The 17,660-nt window shown below is 37.6% G+C and carries 15 protein-coding genes and 1 pseudogene; 7 read left to right on the top strand and 9 right to left on the bottom strand.

From position 1 onward, the window contains the following. Positions 1-197 precede the first annotated feature (197 nt). The 4 genes from LC608_RS20090 (at position 198) to LC608_RS20075 (ending at position 2,309) form a co-directional block, all read left to right on the top strand. A complete protein-coding gene (locus LC608_RS20090; protein ID WP_229555193.1) occupies positions 198-521 on the top strand; it encodes a metalloregulator ArsR/SmtB family transcription factor in 324 nt (107 codons plus the stop codon). 20 nt (positions 522-541) lie between these two features. After that, positions 542-1,021 carry an SRPBCC domain-containing protein gene (locus LC608_RS20085; protein WP_229555192.1) on the top strand — a complete coding sequence of 160 codons (480 nt, stop codon included), beginning with the start codon at positions 542-544 and terminating at the stop codon, positions 1,019-1,021. A 512-nt stretch (positions 1,022-1,533) separates the two neighbouring features. Continuing rightward, positions 1,534-1,896, top strand: a complete 363-nt coding sequence (locus tag LC608_RS20080) for a hypothetical protein (protein WP_229555191.1) — start codon at positions 1,534-1,536, stop codon at positions 1,894-1,896. Beyond that, positions 1,893-2,309: an HNH endonuclease gene (locus tag LC608_RS20075; protein WP_229555190.1), complete on the top strand. Its 417-nt coding sequence runs from the start codon at positions 1,893-1,895 to the stop codon at positions 2,307-2,309. The genes LC608_RS20080 and LC608_RS20075 overlap by 4 nt, the downstream gene beginning before the upstream one ends. A 603-nt stretch (positions 2,310-2,912) precedes the next feature. Here LC608_RS20075 and LC608_RS20070 read toward each other — a convergent pair. After that, positions 2,913-3,203: a hypothetical protein gene (locus LC608_RS20070; protein ID WP_229555189.1), complete on the bottom strand. Its 291-nt coding sequence runs from the start codon at positions 3,201-3,203 to the stop codon at positions 2,913-2,915. Between the two features lie 311 nt (positions 3,204-3,514). Here LC608_RS20070 and rpaB point away from each other — a divergent pair. The 3 genes and pseudogenes from rpaB to LC608_RS20060 all read left to right on the top strand — a co-directional run bounded on the left by rpaB (position 3,515) and on the right by LC608_RS20060 (position 7,301). Continuing rightward, a pseudogene (rpaB, locus tag LC608_RS20065) lies at positions 3,515-4,253 on the top strand (response regulator transcription factor RpaB). Positions 4,254-4,393: 140 nt separating this feature from the next. After that, positions 4,394-4,522 (top strand): hypothetical protein, encoded by a 129-nt coding sequence (locus tag LC608_RS36930; RefSeq protein WP_267871141.1) that lies wholly within the window; start codon positions 4,394-4,396, stop codon positions 4,520-4,522. A gap of 298 nt (positions 4,523-4,820) precedes the next feature. Next, entirely contained in the window at positions 4,821-7,301 is a 2,481-nt protein-coding gene (locus LC608_RS20060; RefSeq protein ID WP_229555188.1) for a hypothetical protein, read from the top strand. 349 nt (positions 7,302-7,650) lie between these two features. Here LC608_RS20060 and LC608_RS20055 read toward each other — a convergent pair whose 3' ends face one another. From LC608_RS20055 to LC608_RS20020, 8 genes are all read right to left on the bottom strand, one after another. Continuing rightward, a complete protein-coding gene (locus LC608_RS20055; protein WP_229555187.1) occupies positions 7,651-8,061 on the bottom strand; it encodes a hypothetical protein in 411 nt (136 codons plus the stop codon). 38 nt (positions 8,062-8,099) lie between these two features. Further along, on the bottom strand, positions 8,100-9,785 hold the full coding sequence (locus LC608_RS20050; protein ID WP_229555186.1) for a GUN4 domain-containing protein: 1,686 nt from the start codon (positions 9,783-9,785) through the stop codon (positions 8,100-8,102). A 28-nt stretch (positions 9,786-9,813) separates the two neighbouring features. Beyond that, the gene (locus LC608_RS20045; RefSeq protein WP_229555185.1) at positions 9,814-11,832 is read right to left on the bottom strand and encodes an ABC transporter ATP-binding protein/permease; all 2,019 of its coding nucleotides are present in this window, start codon (positions 11,830-11,832) and stop codon (positions 9,814-9,816) included. A 268-nt stretch (positions 11,833-12,100) separates the two neighbouring features. Further along, entirely contained in the window at positions 12,101-12,505 is a 405-nt protein-coding gene (locus LC608_RS20040; RefSeq protein ID WP_229555184.1) for a hypothetical protein, read from the bottom strand. A 128-nt stretch (positions 12,506-12,633) separates the two neighbouring features. Beyond that, complete coding sequence (locus LC608_RS20035; protein WP_229555183.1) at positions 12,634-14,916, bottom strand: patatin-like phospholipase family protein; 2,283 nt, start codon at positions 14,914-14,916, stop codon at positions 12,634-12,636. Positions 14,917-15,047: 131 nt separating this feature from the next. Further along, positions 15,048-16,025 carry an MvdD family ATP-grasp ribosomal peptide maturase gene (locus LC608_RS20030; protein WP_229555182.1) on the bottom strand — a complete coding sequence of 326 codons (978 nt, stop codon included), beginning with the start codon at positions 16,023-16,025 and terminating at the stop codon, positions 15,048-15,050. A gap of 53 nt (positions 16,026-16,078) precedes the next feature. After that, entirely contained in the window at positions 16,079-17,092 is a 1,014-nt protein-coding gene (locus LC608_RS20025; protein ID WP_229555181.1) for an MvdC family ATP-grasp ribosomal peptide maturase, read from the bottom strand. A 368-nt stretch (positions 17,093-17,460) separates the two neighbouring features. Next, on the bottom strand, positions 17,461-17,595 hold the full coding sequence (locus LC608_RS20020; protein WP_229555180.1) for a microviridin/marinostatin family tricyclic proteinase inhibitor: 135 nt from the start codon (positions 17,593-17,595) through the stop codon (positions 17,461-17,463). Between the last annotated feature and the right edge of the window lie 65 nt (positions 17,596-17,660).

Genomic DNA, 17,660 nt, shown 5'->3' with positions numbered 1-17,660 from the left:
GGCTGTACAAGCAAATGTATGGCAACAGGCAGTAGAGCAAGCTGGGAATAAGATTCCCTAGCGATCGCCTGGAAGCACAGTGGAAGTGACACCCAAAATTGTATGTGACTTCAGGTAGAATTTGCCCAAGACAGAAGGTAAAAGTTCTCCGCCTCGTCACTTGACACGATCTGTATGTTTGGATATCATTCAACTATATGGTTGAATCAAATGTAGCCCTTGATAAAATTTTTGCTGCTCTGGCTGATGTGACGCGGCGAGACATTCTTAAGCGGGTAGCAACAGCAGAACATACTATCGGCGAATTAGCACAACCCTATGCGATGTCTTTTGCAGCGATCGCAAAGCACATCAGTGTGTTGGAGAAAGCCGGACTAATTACCAAGCGTCGAAGTGGTAAGGAGAAAGTTATTCAGATTCAGCCGAAAACTCTCAAAGTAGCCGCAGCGTATCTGGGCGAGTATGAAAAAATCTGGAGTGCCCGCTTTGATGCTCTGGAAAAACTACTAGAAGATCGATAACAAAGTAGCAGGAGGCTAATATGGCACATCTGACAGTAACAGTTCCAGAAAATTCACAAAATATCCTGGGTACTGTCACAATTAAAGCTCCATTAGGAAGGGTATTTGAAGCATATACCAAAGAAGAACTGTTTGCCCTGTGGTGGTGTCGCGGTAATCCAATGAAAGTGTATCACTTCGATTGTCAAGACGGCGGCAGTTGGCACATTGCTGAACAATCAGAAGACGGTCACGAGTATGAGTTTACTGGCTGTTTTCATGAAGTCGCTCTAGATAAACGAATCGTGCAGACATTTGAATTCTTGGGAATGCCGGAACGTGGGCATGTCATGCTGGAAAAAGCTGAGTTTGTAGCGATTGACGAACATACAACTGAGATTCATACCCATAGCACAGCAATGAGCCAGTCAGACCGTGACGGCATGGTTGCTAGCGGCATGGAAAGCGGCTGGCGACAGTCCGTTGAAGCTCTGGGCAAGCTTTTAGAACCAAACGATTAATTACAACTCGCTCGTAGGCTTGACATTTACCAAAGCGATCGCTGAGGTAAATGTAAGGGTAAAGCACCTAACAGAAATTGTTGGACTTTATTATGTAAAGCACCTAACAGAAATTGTTGGACTTTATTATTTATTGTTGAACTTTTTTATGACTCTACACCTGCATCTGAATCACCCGCTTTGTCTGATCTGCTACGGTCGCATCATAGGTGACAATTGCGATGGCTACGCCGACCAAAGGTACGCGGTATCCGATTGATTTAACTAACAGAATTCAGGAGTCAGGAGCCAGAATTCAGAAGAAGGTTAAGCGAGTGGCGGATGAATAAACGGCGTTTTTGCTCCCCCACTAAATCGGGGATTTAGTGGTGCAAGAATCGAGTGGTGGGTCTGAATCCCCCACTCATTCATTCTGACTCCTGAATTCAGAATAGCTGAATTCTTCTTCAATTGTGGAATATTCTGTCAGCTAAAATCCAGAAAGTGTATCCTTGTAGTAAAAGCAAACGTCTATGCAAGTTACATTTGACTTACCTGATGAAGTTGTCAATCAGCTTCAACCCTTTGCAGACAAACTGCCTCAAATCCTAGAGTTGGGGTTACGAGAACTCAATGCCATCGCTGAGTCAGGATTTTCAGGTATGGCTGAAGTCGTAGAATTTCTGGCAAGCCTACCCACTGCTGAAGCCATTATTGCCCTGCGTCCCTCTGAATCCCTGCAAGCTCAAATTAACACTCTGGTAGAAAAAAATCGGACGGTAGGCTTAACCGCAACAGAAGAGCAGCAATGGCAGGGGTATCAATATTTAGAGCATATTGTCAGAATGGCTAAGGCTAGAGCCTTCAAGAAGATCAAAGAAGCTGACGCAGAATGAGCAAAACCTATATTCCTGTAGCTCTCCGAAGACAGGTTTATGAACGGGCAAAAGCTTGTTGTGAGTATTGTCTGATTCCTGATGTCGCTACCTTTGCGCCTCATGAGATTGACCACATCATTGCTGAAAAACATAGTGGACGGACTGAAGCGGAAAATTTAGCCCTATCCTGTACTCTGTGCAATAAGCACAAAGGAAGTGATCTTGCCTCTGTCGATCCAGAAACCGGAAAAATCGTACCCTTGTATCATCCTCGCCAAGACATCTGGCATGAACATTTTCGCCTAAGTGAGTCTGAATTTGTGCCTTTAAGCCCCATAGGTCGGGTTACGATTGGGTTATTGCAGTTAAACCGTCGTGACAGAGTTGAGGAGCGTCAGCTTTTACTACAAGCTGGAATAATCGCTCCATAAGGTCGGCGATCGCCTCAATGTCCTAAGCTCATAACTTGAGCAACCCAGTTTGAAACTATAAAGCAAGCAAGTTGCTCACATTATGCTTATGCTTTCAGTGACATGATACTACATTTGTAACATACAAATATGAACACAAAATAAGATACCCTTATCTTTTATCCGATATAATCTACGATTAAAACCACTTCCCTTGATATACAACACTTTCACCAACATGCGATCGCGGAGGGTGCATGTTGGCAACGGAATAAAAACTATTACGCTGCCGATAAATTTTGCTTGTCTTGGTATCGCCTTTGACGCGTAATCCAAGCGATAACCATTTACAGGGTGCTAACTTTCAGTTATAGTTAGCCGTAACTTATTATAGGCACAATGCAACTATAACTTTGACTTGGTGCAAAGATAGTTTACAAAAGTTGCTCAGGCGGTTGCCATAATATTGGTTCAGCGAAGAGACAGAGGTATTGCTGCCGAAGAATGCATTCGGAAAAACTTTTCTCTCTGATCAAGTGCCTGTTCCTCAATCTCTGACATTCAGATCGTGGATAACTGCAACCGCCTCGATGCAGAACCGTCTGGGAATAGAAATTGTCTGCTTTAATTACAAAAATCATCTACCCGAATATCCCGCCAGACATCAGAAACCTGCCAGCCGGAATTGCCCACAGATTGTACTGGAGGATTGTCAAGGAATGGAACATAGTCAGGAACTCTAGGCTCTGAAATCGCTACTGGTTTCTCCTCAACCTCAACCACAGGGGCTGGAGAATTGACAGTATTAGCTAGAAGTTGTTGGTCTTCTGCTTCTTCAATTAACTTCATCTGTCTCAGGGTAAGCTTGTCGGATTTTTTGATGATTTTCTTATGTATCTCATTAGAAGTATTCATTGGCTGTTCCTTCAAAGGCATTGGCTTAAAATTTTGATGGGTAAGGTTGGGAAAAGATGGGTATTAATAATTGCACGAAATTAACAAGGTACACCAAATCTATGAAAAATACGAGTCCCTTGTTGAGGAATTTATTAATTGGACATAAATATCTTTTTCGGGCAGATGCCCTAGCATAATCTAGTTGCACAGATGCAAGTATTAAGCGTTCGCTTCTTTCCTCATAACTGTACTTCAAGATTGTTTTGCGCTTTTGACTCCTAACAAGCAGATAATGAAGGGTTAGGAGTTCTCGCTGTGGAGGAACAGCGTTGAAAAAATTATCAGGTGAGAAAGGCACAATCTTAATAGTAGATGACGAAGCCAGCATCCGCCGGATTTTACAGACGCGGTTAGAAATGATTGGCTACAGCGTAGTTACAGCTAGTGATGGTGAAGAAGCTTTATCAGCTTTTCGCCTGTTGACCCCTGATTTGATAGTTCTGGATGTAATGCCAAAGTTGGATGGCTACGGTGTGTGCCAAGAATTACGGAAAGAGTCAGACGTGCCAATCATTATGCTCACAGCTTTAGGAGATGTAGCAGACCGAATCACTGGGCTAGAACTCGGTGCTGATGACTACATGACGAAACCTTTCTCTCCTAAAGAACTGGAAGCTCGAATTGCCTGTGTACTAAAACGGCGCTCCCACAAAAGTAGTATCAATACTATTCCTAACTCTGGGATAATTCATGTCGGCGGACTGAAAATCGATATAAATAAACGCCAAGTCCACAAAAATGAGCAACGCATTCGGTTGACAGGTGTGGAGTTTAGCTTATTAGAGAAGTTACGTGAATCATTCGGGAAAGATTTTTTCAAGGGTTGAAATATTACAGAAATTGTGGGGCTTTGTACCAGAGATAAGTACAGACACCCGTGTGGTAGATGTGCATATTTCACGATTGCGGACAAAGGTAGAATCCGATCCCAACGACCCAGAATTTATTATTACAGCAAGAGGTAGCGGTTATTTTTTCCCACGAATTGTTGATTCAGAGCAGGAATAATAGAAAAATATGAGTAAGCTCATCTTAATTACAGGCATAAGTAAAGGTTTAGGTTATGCTCCCGACCGAGGGTTTTATTCAACAGGGACATACTGTTATTGGTTACGCCCGTTGATAAGATGCAATCGATATAGATGCGGATGCCTTCTACGCATTGGTGGAACAGCGGGACAACCTTAGCTACGGCCAGCAAAGCGTCAGTTGTCGGTGGCAGTCCCAATCCCAATCAACGGGACGTGGTTGCAGCAGCTAGCGATCGCCGATGTTGATAAAATCGCTTAGATATGGCGGCATAATCAGCCTGCACCGCAGATATTCAACGGACATTACAGCGCTTCCTGCTGTTATGAAGCACAGTTTATGCCCTCCCCGCTATCTCCTGTAACCTTTCACGACAAAAACGTACCTCACAATAGCGGGAACTGCTGTAAGCCGAAGTTTGGTAAATTGCCTTCAGTCCTAACAGTAGTAAAATGGTGACTTATGGAGGTGCGGATAATACAGTTAAATTGTAGACAAAAATAACCTCTAAAACAATCTATTAAAAACATCTACACCAATTTACTTATGGCTAATAGCATTGATTTCACAAGAATTACTTTACCTGATGCTATCAAATCAAAACTTGAGTTTTCAGATGATGTAAATTTAGTTTCATCCAGTTCAGAAGCTTATTTAGACTTTGAGCATGATTTCCAATTAATTTTAGACAAGATTTTTAGCATTCATAGTACAGTTCCATACATGAATGTGCTGCTTGATAAAATAATTATTGAAATTTTTGGCAAACCTGAAATTAGAATATATTCACCGAAATATAAAGTTTATAAAATTTTTCAAGAAGTTGAACTCAGTTTTAAAGGATTACTAAATAACCAAGACGTAGAATTATTTCTTGGTACGCAAACTATATTAAAGTATAAATTAAATAAAGATTTTATTTTTAGAAACCTAACGAGTAAACTTCCTATTATCAACGATTTAAAATTAAGCAACCCAGAGCTAATTATAAATGAGAATGAACATGATTTTATACATTCACAATTAGGTTGCATTAACTTAAGCAGAGGATTCAACTTTATTGGAAATATTGATTTCAATAATCTCCAGACAAATTTCAGCAGTTTTATTCATCGAAGCTTAGGAATCGGGTGTTTAAGAGCAATAATTAACTTTAATCCGGCAGGACAGGTTAGGTTAACAGCTAATATTGCAGGCGATATTCAGCTATTTTCCCAGCAACAATTTAAGGCTACTTTTAGTAACTTGCTCATAGGGTTAAATATTGAGGCTGATTTAGAGCCAAACTTTGGATTAACTGGAAATTTAACTCTTCAAGGCTACGATCCGACCCAAGAAAAAGAACCTAAGTTATTTCTCTCTGGTAGTCTCTCTCTCGAACCGGAATCTTTAACAGCATACTTTTGTCAACAAGGTGAAACATCTTGGTGTAATCCCTATGGATTGGTAGGAACTGAACTTCGCAATATCAGGTTTCAAGGAGGCGGAACGTATTTACCTCCTTACTTTGATAACTTTGGCTTCATTGGCGATTTGAAGTGGGAAAAAACAGACCTTGAGGTAGCTTTTCTGATGGACACTAATGATCCTGAAAGATTAGCTTTAATTTTAAATCCTAAGCAAGCGATTAGCTTAATAGATTTGTGGCGGGGGCCAGTCACTTCCTTTCTTAGCAAACAAGTAGGTTATTCAAGTTATTCAACCGATTTAGTTAACAAAGCACTAGGGCTTTTAGAAAGCTTAGTGAACTTAAATATCGAATCAATTGATGGGGATGGAGACGGAAAAATCAATCCTTTAATTAAGTATGTTCCTTTTCCAACAATAATTGCGGCTCAAGCGATATCAGAAGGTTTAGAAATTAATGGCAAAATTAATGCTTGGGGGCATGAGGCAATCTTAATCCTTCAAGGAGATAAAACTTTTAATAATATCTCTGGTTCATTAAAAGTTCTGGAAATCGATTTAGGATTTCTGAAAATTAAGGGAACGGATGACAATAGTTTAGATTTATCTTTAAAGGTAACGCCTAGTGAGCAGTATCTTCAAGGAGATGGTTATCTAGAAATTTTTGACAACGAAATTGCAAATGTTGAATTTAAAATTACCCCTACCAATACTACCTTTAAAAACTTTGGCCTGAGTTTAGGCAATCTGTTAAGTATTGATGTTGATGCCCTTAGTCTCGATATAAAATCTGGTAGCGGTAGTGGTTTAGGAACAATTTCAATTTTTGGGAATACCCTAGCAGGCATTATGTTTGATGTTACTCAAAATAGTGTCAATCTGAGGGATGTTCGGCTGAGTTTAGCAGGTTTCTTGACTTTGACTATTCCGAACCTCACAGTTAATTTGAAGAATCAAAGCGCAACAGGAACAGCAAATATTATTGCTTTTAATCAATCTTTGGGTACTGGCACTTTATCATTTAACACTCAGAACGTTTCGATTAATAATGTAGCTCTTAATTTAGGCAATGTTATAAAGCTCAATGTTTCTAGTTTTAAACTTGATTTAACTAATAAAAAGGTTTTTGGTTTAGGCGATGTTACTCTCTTAGGCAAACAATTCACGGCGTTAGGTATCAGCCTGAACGAGAGCGGATTTCAAGCTACAAGTAATTTCAATTTTGGGATTTTAGCTTTCAACGGCGCTACAGTCACTCTCAGCAAAGCAACTAATGGTAATATCAATAATTCTGCCAGTATTGCAGGAAGCCTCAAGTTTTTAGGCTACACCTTTGCCAATATCACGGCTAGTGTAAATAGCAGCAAATTAATTGCATCGGGTAGTTTTAATTTTGGTGGTATTTTAATACTTAAAGGAGCAAATAATCGAAGGAATGCAACAATAACGCTTAACAGAGCAAAAAACGGACTGGACAATTGGGTTAGTATTATAGGTAGCTTTTATGTGTTGGGTCAAGAGTTAACATCACTCACTATCCGCCATAACAATAATACTTTAAAAATTTTAGGTATGCACATTATCAGAAAGCCAAACCATTCAAAAAGAATACATAAGTAAGATAAAAACGAGTTAAATTCAAGTTATAGTTAGTCTTAGTGGCATTAAACTAGATTAGCACAATAAATTTTGCAAGCTTTAAGATTTTCTAAGCTCTCTATGCATAAGATTAATATTATTCATATTAATATTGTAAATTAATCTCACTAAGTCTACTACCCAAATAAAAAATTGTAGTAACTTATACTAACTTAATATTTTACTTATACCAATTTTGTATGAAGTTGCATAGAATTATAAAGCTAAAACCGTTATTTCATAAGCCTTGCAGCCTTTCACAGATTCATGCAGCTTCACAATAATTTGGTATTAGACTTTTTAAGTTAATATTACAAGCGTAAAAAAAGTATTAATTGATTTTTATACCAGCAATTCTCTCATTTTTGTCGCTTATTAAAAATTTTAATTTATCAATTTCAATAACCTCATAATTCTCTGTTACAAATATAGAGTAGATGCTAGCGATCATGTCTGCCAAATCTACTCTAGATAATATCAGTATTTGCAAATTGAAAAATGATTTAGGAACAGTTTTAACAATTAAACATAATCTTCTATCATTTACGTGCCATACACCAGTAAATTTATTGCCCGTGATAAATTCGCTGGGTTTAGATAAAAGAAACGTTTGAATTCTAGTTTGCTCATAAGTCATATTATCTTTAAATTCGATAGAAATTTTTTCCCAATTTGTATTAAAACGCCATTTTCCAAAAAGTAAAATTTCTATTTCTGTATCTGACAGATTCATATTATTCATTGGCTTTTTCTCCTATTATTAATTAAATAATGTGTAATTCACTCATGGTAAATTTCATGACAAGTTTTGGCACGAGTAAAAAATAAATGCATCTGCCATACTAGCCAAGATCCAACTCGCCAAGCTGCCATTGACAGGAGGGTTGTAGATGAATATGAAGGTATGTCTAATATATTTTGGTCATAATGTAACCATTTAACTGGTAGATGTCCCATCGGTGTCGTTGGGGATAATTTAAAAGTTAGTTGGTCGTAATTTAGCCAGTTTCCCTCTTTTCGCCAACCCAGGCGATCGCCAAGTCTTTTTTCTGTTTCATAATCTATTTGACCGCCTATTTCGTTCCAAATACTTTGCTGAACACTAAAACCAAAGTAACCATGACTGTATTGTTGCCAAAGTTGATCAATTTTATGAAAAGCTTGGCATGAAAAGTTAAGAATATCCTGTTTATAAACTTCATTCCAATCATTCTTACCCATGACTTGTAGCATTAATTTAGCTGTTTCAATATCAGCTTCTTGCCACTTGTACTGTGTAAGAAGGTTTTGCAATTTACTGTAATCAATATGACAATTACTTTTAAATTCTGTGGTAAACTCAATATCATTCTTAGGTTGTTCCGCCAATTCTGTTTTCTCGATAGAAAGTTGAGGATAAGGAGAAACAATATCTGCTTCTTCTATCCCTAGCACTTTCTTTTGAGCAACCAGTTGAGTAGACATATAATTAGATATTAGGTAAATCGCTTGATTTAAAGTTATCTCATCTTTACTTACATCAAAGTCATGAAACTGCAAATCTAATAATTCTGACTGAAAAAAAGCATCTTGCAGTCTATCTTTTTTCTCATAACTTGCCACTAATAAATTGAGGATGTCATGAGATATCGTACTAGTATCTTGTATCGTTAATAAATTAACTTGAGAATTTAGAGTACTACTTGCTAAATTTTGGATTTCTCCTACAAGTGTGTAAAAAGCTGCATCTACTTTTACTACATCATCTATTAAAGATTGAAAGGGACTAAAGTAATCTTGTAAAGATTTTTCTAGATTAATTGCTGTTTCAGCTATTTTTGCAATTTCTTGACGGATTTTTGTAGCTCTGACTTGGTATTCATAAATTTCTTGATACACCTCTATATCTTTAAGTATTTTCTGAATAGTTTGCTTTTGATTTTTGGTATCTTCCGCTAAATTTTTAATTCCTTCACTGAGTAGTTTTACTTTTTCTAAAATTAAAAAGTTAGTATTACTTAACAACAAAATAGATTTTAAATTTTCTTCTTCTTCCCATTTTAACTTGTCAATTATTTGAGAATTTTTATTATTCTTTATCTCTAGCTTACTTCTTTCTTCATTTACTTTTCTAATTTCATAATATTTTTGATCAAATAGATTTTTCCAATCATCTATAAATTTTAATAAAAAATTTTGATAATTATTTTTATAATTTTCTAAAAAATCCAGAAGTTGAGTATAATCTAAAATTAATGATTTAACCTCTGCTAAAGTTTCTCCTTGACTAAGTTCTTTTTTCCATTTAATTATTCCCCAAAAATAAGAATGATACTTAGTACCTTCTTTAATTAAACTTTGGCATTTTCTAATTTTTCGTTGAACTTTTTTTAGTTTGGGATTTTTTAAAGTAGGAAATTTGTAAGGTTTTTCATAAATCGTAATAGATTTATAAGTAACTAATTGTTTTTGCTTGATAGTTAGCATCACTTATTTTAAAATATACAAATAGTTACTAAAGACTTACCCATTTCAATACATCTGGGTTTTTATTATAGTGGTAGGTTACACCATCCTTAGTAGTTACAGACTTTTCTTGATTAGCTTTGCTTCTGATCGTAGCAATAGAATAGTCTGTTAATGTCTGAAGCTCTTTATGAGAAAGTCCTATAATTGTGGCGCTCGCTGCTGATTCTGGTTTTATTTTGAGTTCATTTTTCGGGTAAATATCTACCGTGATTTGCTCCTTTTCAACTGATTTAACAATAATCCCTTTTTGCAATTGATAATCTTGTATAGAAAGAAGTTGCCAATTAGATTCTTGTGAAAGCTCTAACACCCATTGATGATAATTAAATAAGCTTTCTCTATGACCAACGCTAATAAAAGTTGTTTGAGTTGATTGTAACTGTTGATATAAATTACCTTCGTTATTTAAATCTAAAGCACTCGTTGCTTCATCTAAGATAGTGAAACTAGGATGTGTAATTAATAGCCGTGCAAAAGCGAGGCGTTGTTGTTCTCCTAACGACAATATATTTTCCCAAGGAACTTCTGTATCAAAGCCGTCTACGCGGGTAAGTAAGTGTTGCAGGTTAACTTGTTGCAAGATGTGTTGAAGTTCGCGATCGCTCATTTTCCTGTCTGTGTGAGGATAGAGCAACTGTTCGCGCAAAGTCCCTAAAATGATATAAGGGCGTTGGGGTAAGAATAATACTTCTTTTAGAGGAGGACGCACTAGACGGCCAGTTCCCGCATTCCACAAACCAGCGATCGCTCTCAACAAAGAACTTTTACCCCTACCACTAGGGCCAACAATCAATAACCCTTCGCCTGGCGCAACAGCAAATGACAAATTTTCAACAATCACCTGTTCATAATTTGGCGTTTGTAAAGTGACATTCTCAAAAGCTAAACGTTCTTCTTCTATAATTTTAATAGTACTGACGTTATCTGGTTGTTTAGTAGCAGCCTGTAGCGCATCTGAAAACTCTGCTAAACGCTTTACGTAGCCAGAAAATCGTCCTGAAATCCCAAACTCGGCTATTAGTTCTCCTAGAGCATTAGAAAACATAAAGCAAGCAAAACTAGCTTGATTTATTTGTCCATAATCAATTTTATCCTGAAGAAATAAAGGTGTAAGAATGAACATCGAGAATACACTAATGGCAGACTGATATGCTCTGCCAAAAGCGTCTTGTCCCCTCTCTAAATTCAGCCTGCGTTCAGCAGTTTTTAAAACATTATTAAATCGACGCTGAATTATATTTAATTCTTCATCTTCTCCTTGAAAAAAAGCGATTGATTCAGCGTGATTACGAACATGAGTTAAGCAATATGCAAAATCTGCTTTAAATGCAAGTTCTTCTTGGCTAACTTTATTTATTCCTTGATTCAAGTAAACAGCTATTAAATTACCTATAATTGTATAAATAACTAAATAAATTGCGATTTGTGAAGAAACTATCCAGAGAATTATTAAAGAACTGGCCATTTCTAAAGATTTTTCTAGTAAAGAAGATGAGAATCTCAAGCCAATACTAGTAATGGGTTCTATTTCTTGGGATAAGCGTTGATCTGGATTATCTATATCAGATTTAAAATTGATTTTATAATAAGCTTGATTGCTTAAATATTTTTCCAGAACATGAAGATTTAGCCATTTGTACCAGTCAAGAATTATCTTTTTTCTGACATATCTCAAAAGAGTCACTAACAAGACCATTCCTACAATAATTAGACTTGACAGCCATAAAGTACTATTATATTTATCAAGGTCTCTCTGTTCAATAACGATATCAATTACATAGCGATTCCAGTAACTATTTGCAGCATTTGCTCCGACAATTACAACTATTAATAATACTAAGGAAATGAGCATTCCCCATGAGCGAATCACATCTGAAAATGCTCTTCCTTCTGCTTTTGTTGGATACCAATAAGGCCCGGCAACTACTTTCACATCCTGCCAAAATTGAATCAAGGTTGAAAAAGGATTTATTGTATTTTGCTCAGGCACAGAGGGAGTTTGCATATTCTAAAAATGTAGCTGTTACTAATTACACTAGGAATTTTGAAATGACCTTTGAGAATTAAGTTAGACTCAAAGGCCATTTTTCCTTTTAGAGAATGTCTGAAAACTTTTATGGTGTTGTATTCGAGATTTGTATATTCCCCTAAATTCCCCTTTTTAAGGAGGACTTTAATTAAATTTCCTCCTTTTTAAAGGGGAGCCAGCTACACTGTCAGCGTTAAAGCAGGCTAGCGACTGGCGTGGGCTAGGGGGAATCAAATCGAATGCACTAGGTCAATGGTTCGTCATCAACAATTTCGACTGTTCTCGGAAAAGGGCCTTGGTCAGGCTCAGTAACGACTACTGGGCTAATATGATGTTTCAGTTTGAGTTTTAACTCATCTGAAATGGGCAATTCTTGAATTTCTTTGAGAAGAAATCTCACAGATTCAGTTTTGCTACGTTCTGTATAGATGAGCTTGAGAATGTTTTCAATTCCAAACCCTGCTATATATTCCCCTAAAACGGCTACCAGCCCAAGTAAGCCTAAACCTCCTAAGAGGCCAAAAGGCCCCCCCAGCGCTGAAAGCATAGCGACAACGGCAGCGACGTTACCCCCTGCTGCACCCGTTGCTATTACGAAAAGTATGCCAGGAAGACCTAAACCAGAAATTTTTTTGACGAGTTCATCCATTGTACTTACCTACAATCCTTATAAAGTGAAAACATGACTAAGAGAGTCATTACTAATTTCTTTTGTGAAGAAATTAAAAATCTTACATCTTGCACCAGTTAGTTGGTGCAAGATGTAAGAAATCTGATTTAGCCCAACAAAAGACTACACAGTTCATCAATTTGTTGACTTTTGTTAGATATTAATCGATGGGCTATAGCTTGTAGCTGACGAGTATTTTGGAGTTTAGTATTATCTATTTCTTCTAATTCACTATCTAACAACGTTTGAAAGCGATAATAAAAACTTTTAGCTTCTTTATCAGTAGGCTCAAACAACTGTTCTAATTCTCCAGCTACTACTTCACTACTACCGTCAAACATAATATTTAAAAGCGGTCTTCCCCATTGTAAGAGTCCCCAATTTTTGACTTCTTTATAAGGGTAGACACTCGTCAGGGAACCTGTACCTAAAGAAACTACTAAAATATCTTCTGTATTCAGGACTTTTTGGGCTTTTCGTTTACTACTAATTTGTGCTTCTAAAATAGCTAAATGGGCTGGATTATTAGCAAATACTCCACCATCGATTAAAGTATAGGCGATGCCGCTATTATGGGGGTTTACAAGCCGATGAGGAGCAAAATAAGTCGGAGTGGCACTAGTTGCTAATGCTGCATCTAGGAGCGAAAAATCCCCACATAACTTCTGAAAACTCTTAGATTCTATTTGCTGTTTTTCTATTTTATTTGTAAAAAATATCGGAATTCGCTGCTCGATATCGTAACTCGTTACAAAAACTTCTTTAAGATTATTTTCTAGAGGCGCGTTACCAAAATATTGCCGGAAAATTTTTTCTTTGCTTTCGGAAGGATATTTTGGCTGGAGAAATATATCCTCTAATGGGCCAAGTAGTCTTTCAAACAACGGCTCATAAAATATTTCTACCCCATACTCAAGAAACAGCTGTAGGAGATCCTCAGCAGTGTATTCAGCTACTGGCAAGTTATCAGATACATCAGAACTTAATCGGGGTTTAGTTAGTCCAAGTGCTAAAATTCCGCCACTGGAGGTGCCAGTAATTAAATCAAACAAACTGAATATAGGTTTTTGTGTCCGCCTTTCAATTTCTGCTAGGATTAATGCAGGAATAATGCCGCGAATACCGCCTCCATCAATGGAAAGTATTTTATATTTGGGACGGGCTTCTGTATTCATGGTTTCTGGCGATTCCTCCTGAGTTAATATTTGTGCTTGTTGGATATTGACGGGATCTTCAGTTTGGTCTGTTTTGGTTTCCTCGTCATCTGGTTCGAGAGCGATCGCAGTTGGAATAATCTCGGATTCTTCGTTGTTTATTTCTGTCTGTTGAGTTTCCTTTGGTTGGTTTTCGTCGTTGCTTACTAACGGCGATTCCTCCTGAGTTAATATTTGTGCTTGTTGGATATTGACGGGATCTTCAGTTTGGTCTGTTTTGGTTTCCTCGTCATCTGGTTCGAGAGCGATCGCAGTTGGAATAATCTCGGATTCTTCGCTGTTTGTTTCCGCCTGTTGAATTTCCTTTGGTTGGTCTTCGTTGTTGCTTACTAACGATACCGTTGCTGCTAATAAATTTGTAGTTAGTGGTGAGATATTTTCTTCAGGAATAACTGCTATTTCAGTTTGTATCTCTTCAAGTTGAATATCTTCTTGATTGGATGATTCTGCTACAAATGGAACTGGATTTGATGATTGTGTTGCGAATGGAATTTCTGCTAAAGTCCAAATAGGATTGCCACGAAAATTTCCTTGATAAGACTTTCCAGTTTGGTTTTTGACAGTTGTACCTTGCCCATCGTCTAATTTCCAGTAAGCCACTAGTCCTTCTTCATCCCCAACTATTAGCCCACAACGATGAGTCTGAATTTGTGCTTGAGTACAGGGATAATTCCAAACGCTAATGTTTGCTAATTGTCCTTTGAAATAGACCTGTTTATGTAACGTTGCTCCCAGAGTTATAGAACTTGTGGCTTTGTTTAAAGATGAACCTCTAAGAGAATCGTTGTATTCATGATCGTCAAGATATACGGCTAGCTGACCACTATTAAAAACAATAGCAAAAAAGTGCCATTGTCTTATAGTTAATTCTCCTTGCCCAAAGGTTTTGATACTTTTGCTAACAGTTTCATCAATGTATACATCTAGGCTTCCTGTTTCACTGATGCCAAATTCAAAATTATCGCTGAATCTCTCTGAAGAACGGGCAAAAAATACATTGCGCGTCCCGTAACTAGTGGCTTTATTTGTTAGTTTATGTGGATTTATCCGTCCTGAAACCGTAAAAGCTGAACTCCCTTGAGCAAAAACGCCGCCAATATCGTTTCTGCCAAAATCTATATAATCATTTACCCCATTAAATGTTAAAACTGTTTGTGTATTTACTAGGTTTATCACAAGGATTTAATCTCCAAATGTAAATAATTCATAATTTTCAATAAGTAATTTAAGATTAATAAACTTAATAGTGAAATCTCACTAACACTTTTCAAAATAGAAGACAAGAAAAATATATAAGGCTCAATCCCCTAATTTTTATTAATCAGTAATACTTCTGCGATCGCCTGCGAAATGGGGTAGTGTGGTGAATATATCTCCAGCCAAAAAAATTCCCCGACTGGGTTAACTTCGAGGAATACATACCGACCATCGGGGGTGACAATAATATCAATTGCTCCATACTTTAAGCCAAAATAAGCCATCAGTTTGAGCAGTTTTTTCTCAATATCTTCTGGCAAGTCGTAAGGTTGCCAATTTTTAACTAAGGCTCTCCCCTCTTTGCGCCAGTCGTAAGTAGATCCTGACAAGCTTTGGGAATCTACTGCGGCAGTAAATACACGGTGTCCGACAATAGTTGTCCGCAGCTCCAGCGCCTTGGGCACATTTTCTTGAAAGGTCATCGGACAAAAACGCAGCCCTTCCATATTCTCCAGATCATCATTTGTAACTGGAGTGGTAAATACAACGTTTTCTCGCCCCCGATCATCATAAATAGCAAAGGAAGAAAGCATTTTGGTAACTATACCTTGCTTACACTCTTGAGCAAATTCCTTAACTGCTTCTGGATTGTTTGAAGTTAGAGTACGTGGAGTTAGAAGACCAATTTCTCGTGCAACTTGCAATTGGAGTTGCTTATTATTAGCCCGATCCACATTGGACATTCGATCGAAGTGGAATCCCTGAAGGCTGGCAATCATACCCCTGATTGTGGCGCGACATTCGTTAATTGACGCATCTCTGTATTGCTTGTCCATTGAGTCGGGAATTTTTTGCCCGTAGCGCATCCGCCGATACCAAACTGAGGAGACTTCACTCAAATCTAGCTTCTGTTCGCCATCAGTAATAATTACTCGTTCAGTATTGCCAGAGTAAATATCTAGCTTGACTTCAGTAGGATATCTGTCTGTGTCAAACCGAAATGCTTTTTCTCCTCTAGCCTCAATTTCGTTGATGACTAGAGGAATACTTTCGTTGTCTTTACTAAACGTAACTATTAATACGGTCATAAAAAGTATGAAGTGTGAAGTATCTAGACACCCTTTAGGTGGGTTACCACAGGCTAGTATCCAATATTAAATTTTTGATCATGCTTTCTTTCAAGTAGAGCATCTGCGATCGCACTTGCAATAGGCAAGTCTAAATCTTTTTCCAACATTCCCCACTCTCCCACAGGGTTGATTTCCAAAAAGACGTATTCGCCTGACGGTGTGATGATGAAATCTAAGGCTCCAAACAACAGCCCAAATTTCCCCATAAAGGCTTTGAGACGGTGAACTACTTCATCAGGAAGCTGGTGATGTTGCCATGCACCAACCTCAACACCAGGTTTACGCCAATCAACTTTGGCTGCTGCATACACATCTGCATTTAGCGCCCCCACAAATACATTACCATTCACATACACCACCCGTAATTCTTGTTGCTTTGGAATTTGCTCTTGAAAAACCATTGGGCAATAGCGCAGTGATTCGGCATCTTGTAAGTCTTCTGACTTGACGATGCTGGTGTACAGAAAAAACGAAGAGTTAGCTTCCATACTATGGGAAAGAGCAGTTAAGAGCTTGCTCACCATTTTGCCGTTAACTTGCTGAAAAAACTCTCGTGCTGCTTGGGCTTTGTTGGTAACAAGAGTTTGGGGAATAACAAAACCTACTTCAGACGCAATCCGTAGTTGACGCAGTTTGTTACTTGCATAATTTATCCGCTCTAAATTATCTACCCATGTAGCCCCCTTAAGACTGTCCCAAAAACCATCTAAAGTTGCAAGTGATTCTCTGACGCAAGCTTCTCGGAACTTTGGCGCTAATTCTTGACTCAGTTGTGGTTCCCAAATACGGCGCATCCATACAGCTTGCACCTGCTCTGTGCTGATAGAGCGGTTGTTATAGTCTATAGTGTGGTAGCTTTTTGACTTATCAAAATGTGCTGCTAATTGCACTTCTAGAGGAAATTTATCAGTATCTAGACGAAATGGTTGCACCCCTTTTTTTGATAAGGCTTCTGCCACTCTATCTATAGTGAAGAAATCACCACTGTGGGTGATTAATAAAACAACATCACGAGACAGATGCATATATTTTTTTGATAATTTTAGGAGGTAGCTATTAAGAAATAGCGAAAAAATTGCTTTCTATAAACCAGGATTTTTTAAGAATCTAGGGGTCTAAAAAAGCAATCATCTCCATGTTATGGATAAGGTAATATGAAAGTGATCGCCTCCGGCAGGCGCTCTGCACCATCGCGTCTCTAAGAGTAGTTTTCAGTTATTTGATAACTGCTACTTTATTAAATTATGATTCAGCCAATTACAAGGTATCTTTCCGAGAACAAAGGGCAGGAGGCAGGAGGTAAAACTATTGCTATTCCTAGCATTCACGCTTGTCATTAAGTCCTAACCTATGTGGCTGCGGCTATACTTTCAGATGTAGAAGAGCAAATAAATTATTTATCTTCCAAATCTGAAGGAAACTTGTAAGTCCAAGGAACCTCTGTCCCTTCAGTAGCTTGCTCTGACAAGAAACGCGCAAAGAATGGTACCGCTACAACATTCACTGTTTTGACTGTGTTTGTAGGCATAGAGTTTTCCTTAAAAAAATTAACTTGTTTTTCAACTTAAATATATATCATTAATTAAATATTTT

It is taken from the genome of Nostoc sp. XA010, assembly GCF_020829625.1.
In the GTDB taxonomy this organism is placed as follows: Bacteria; Cyanobacteriota; Cyanobacteriia; order Cyanobacteriales; family Nostocaceae; genus Nostoc.
This window is presented reverse-complemented; position numbering and strand designations above follow the sequence as displayed.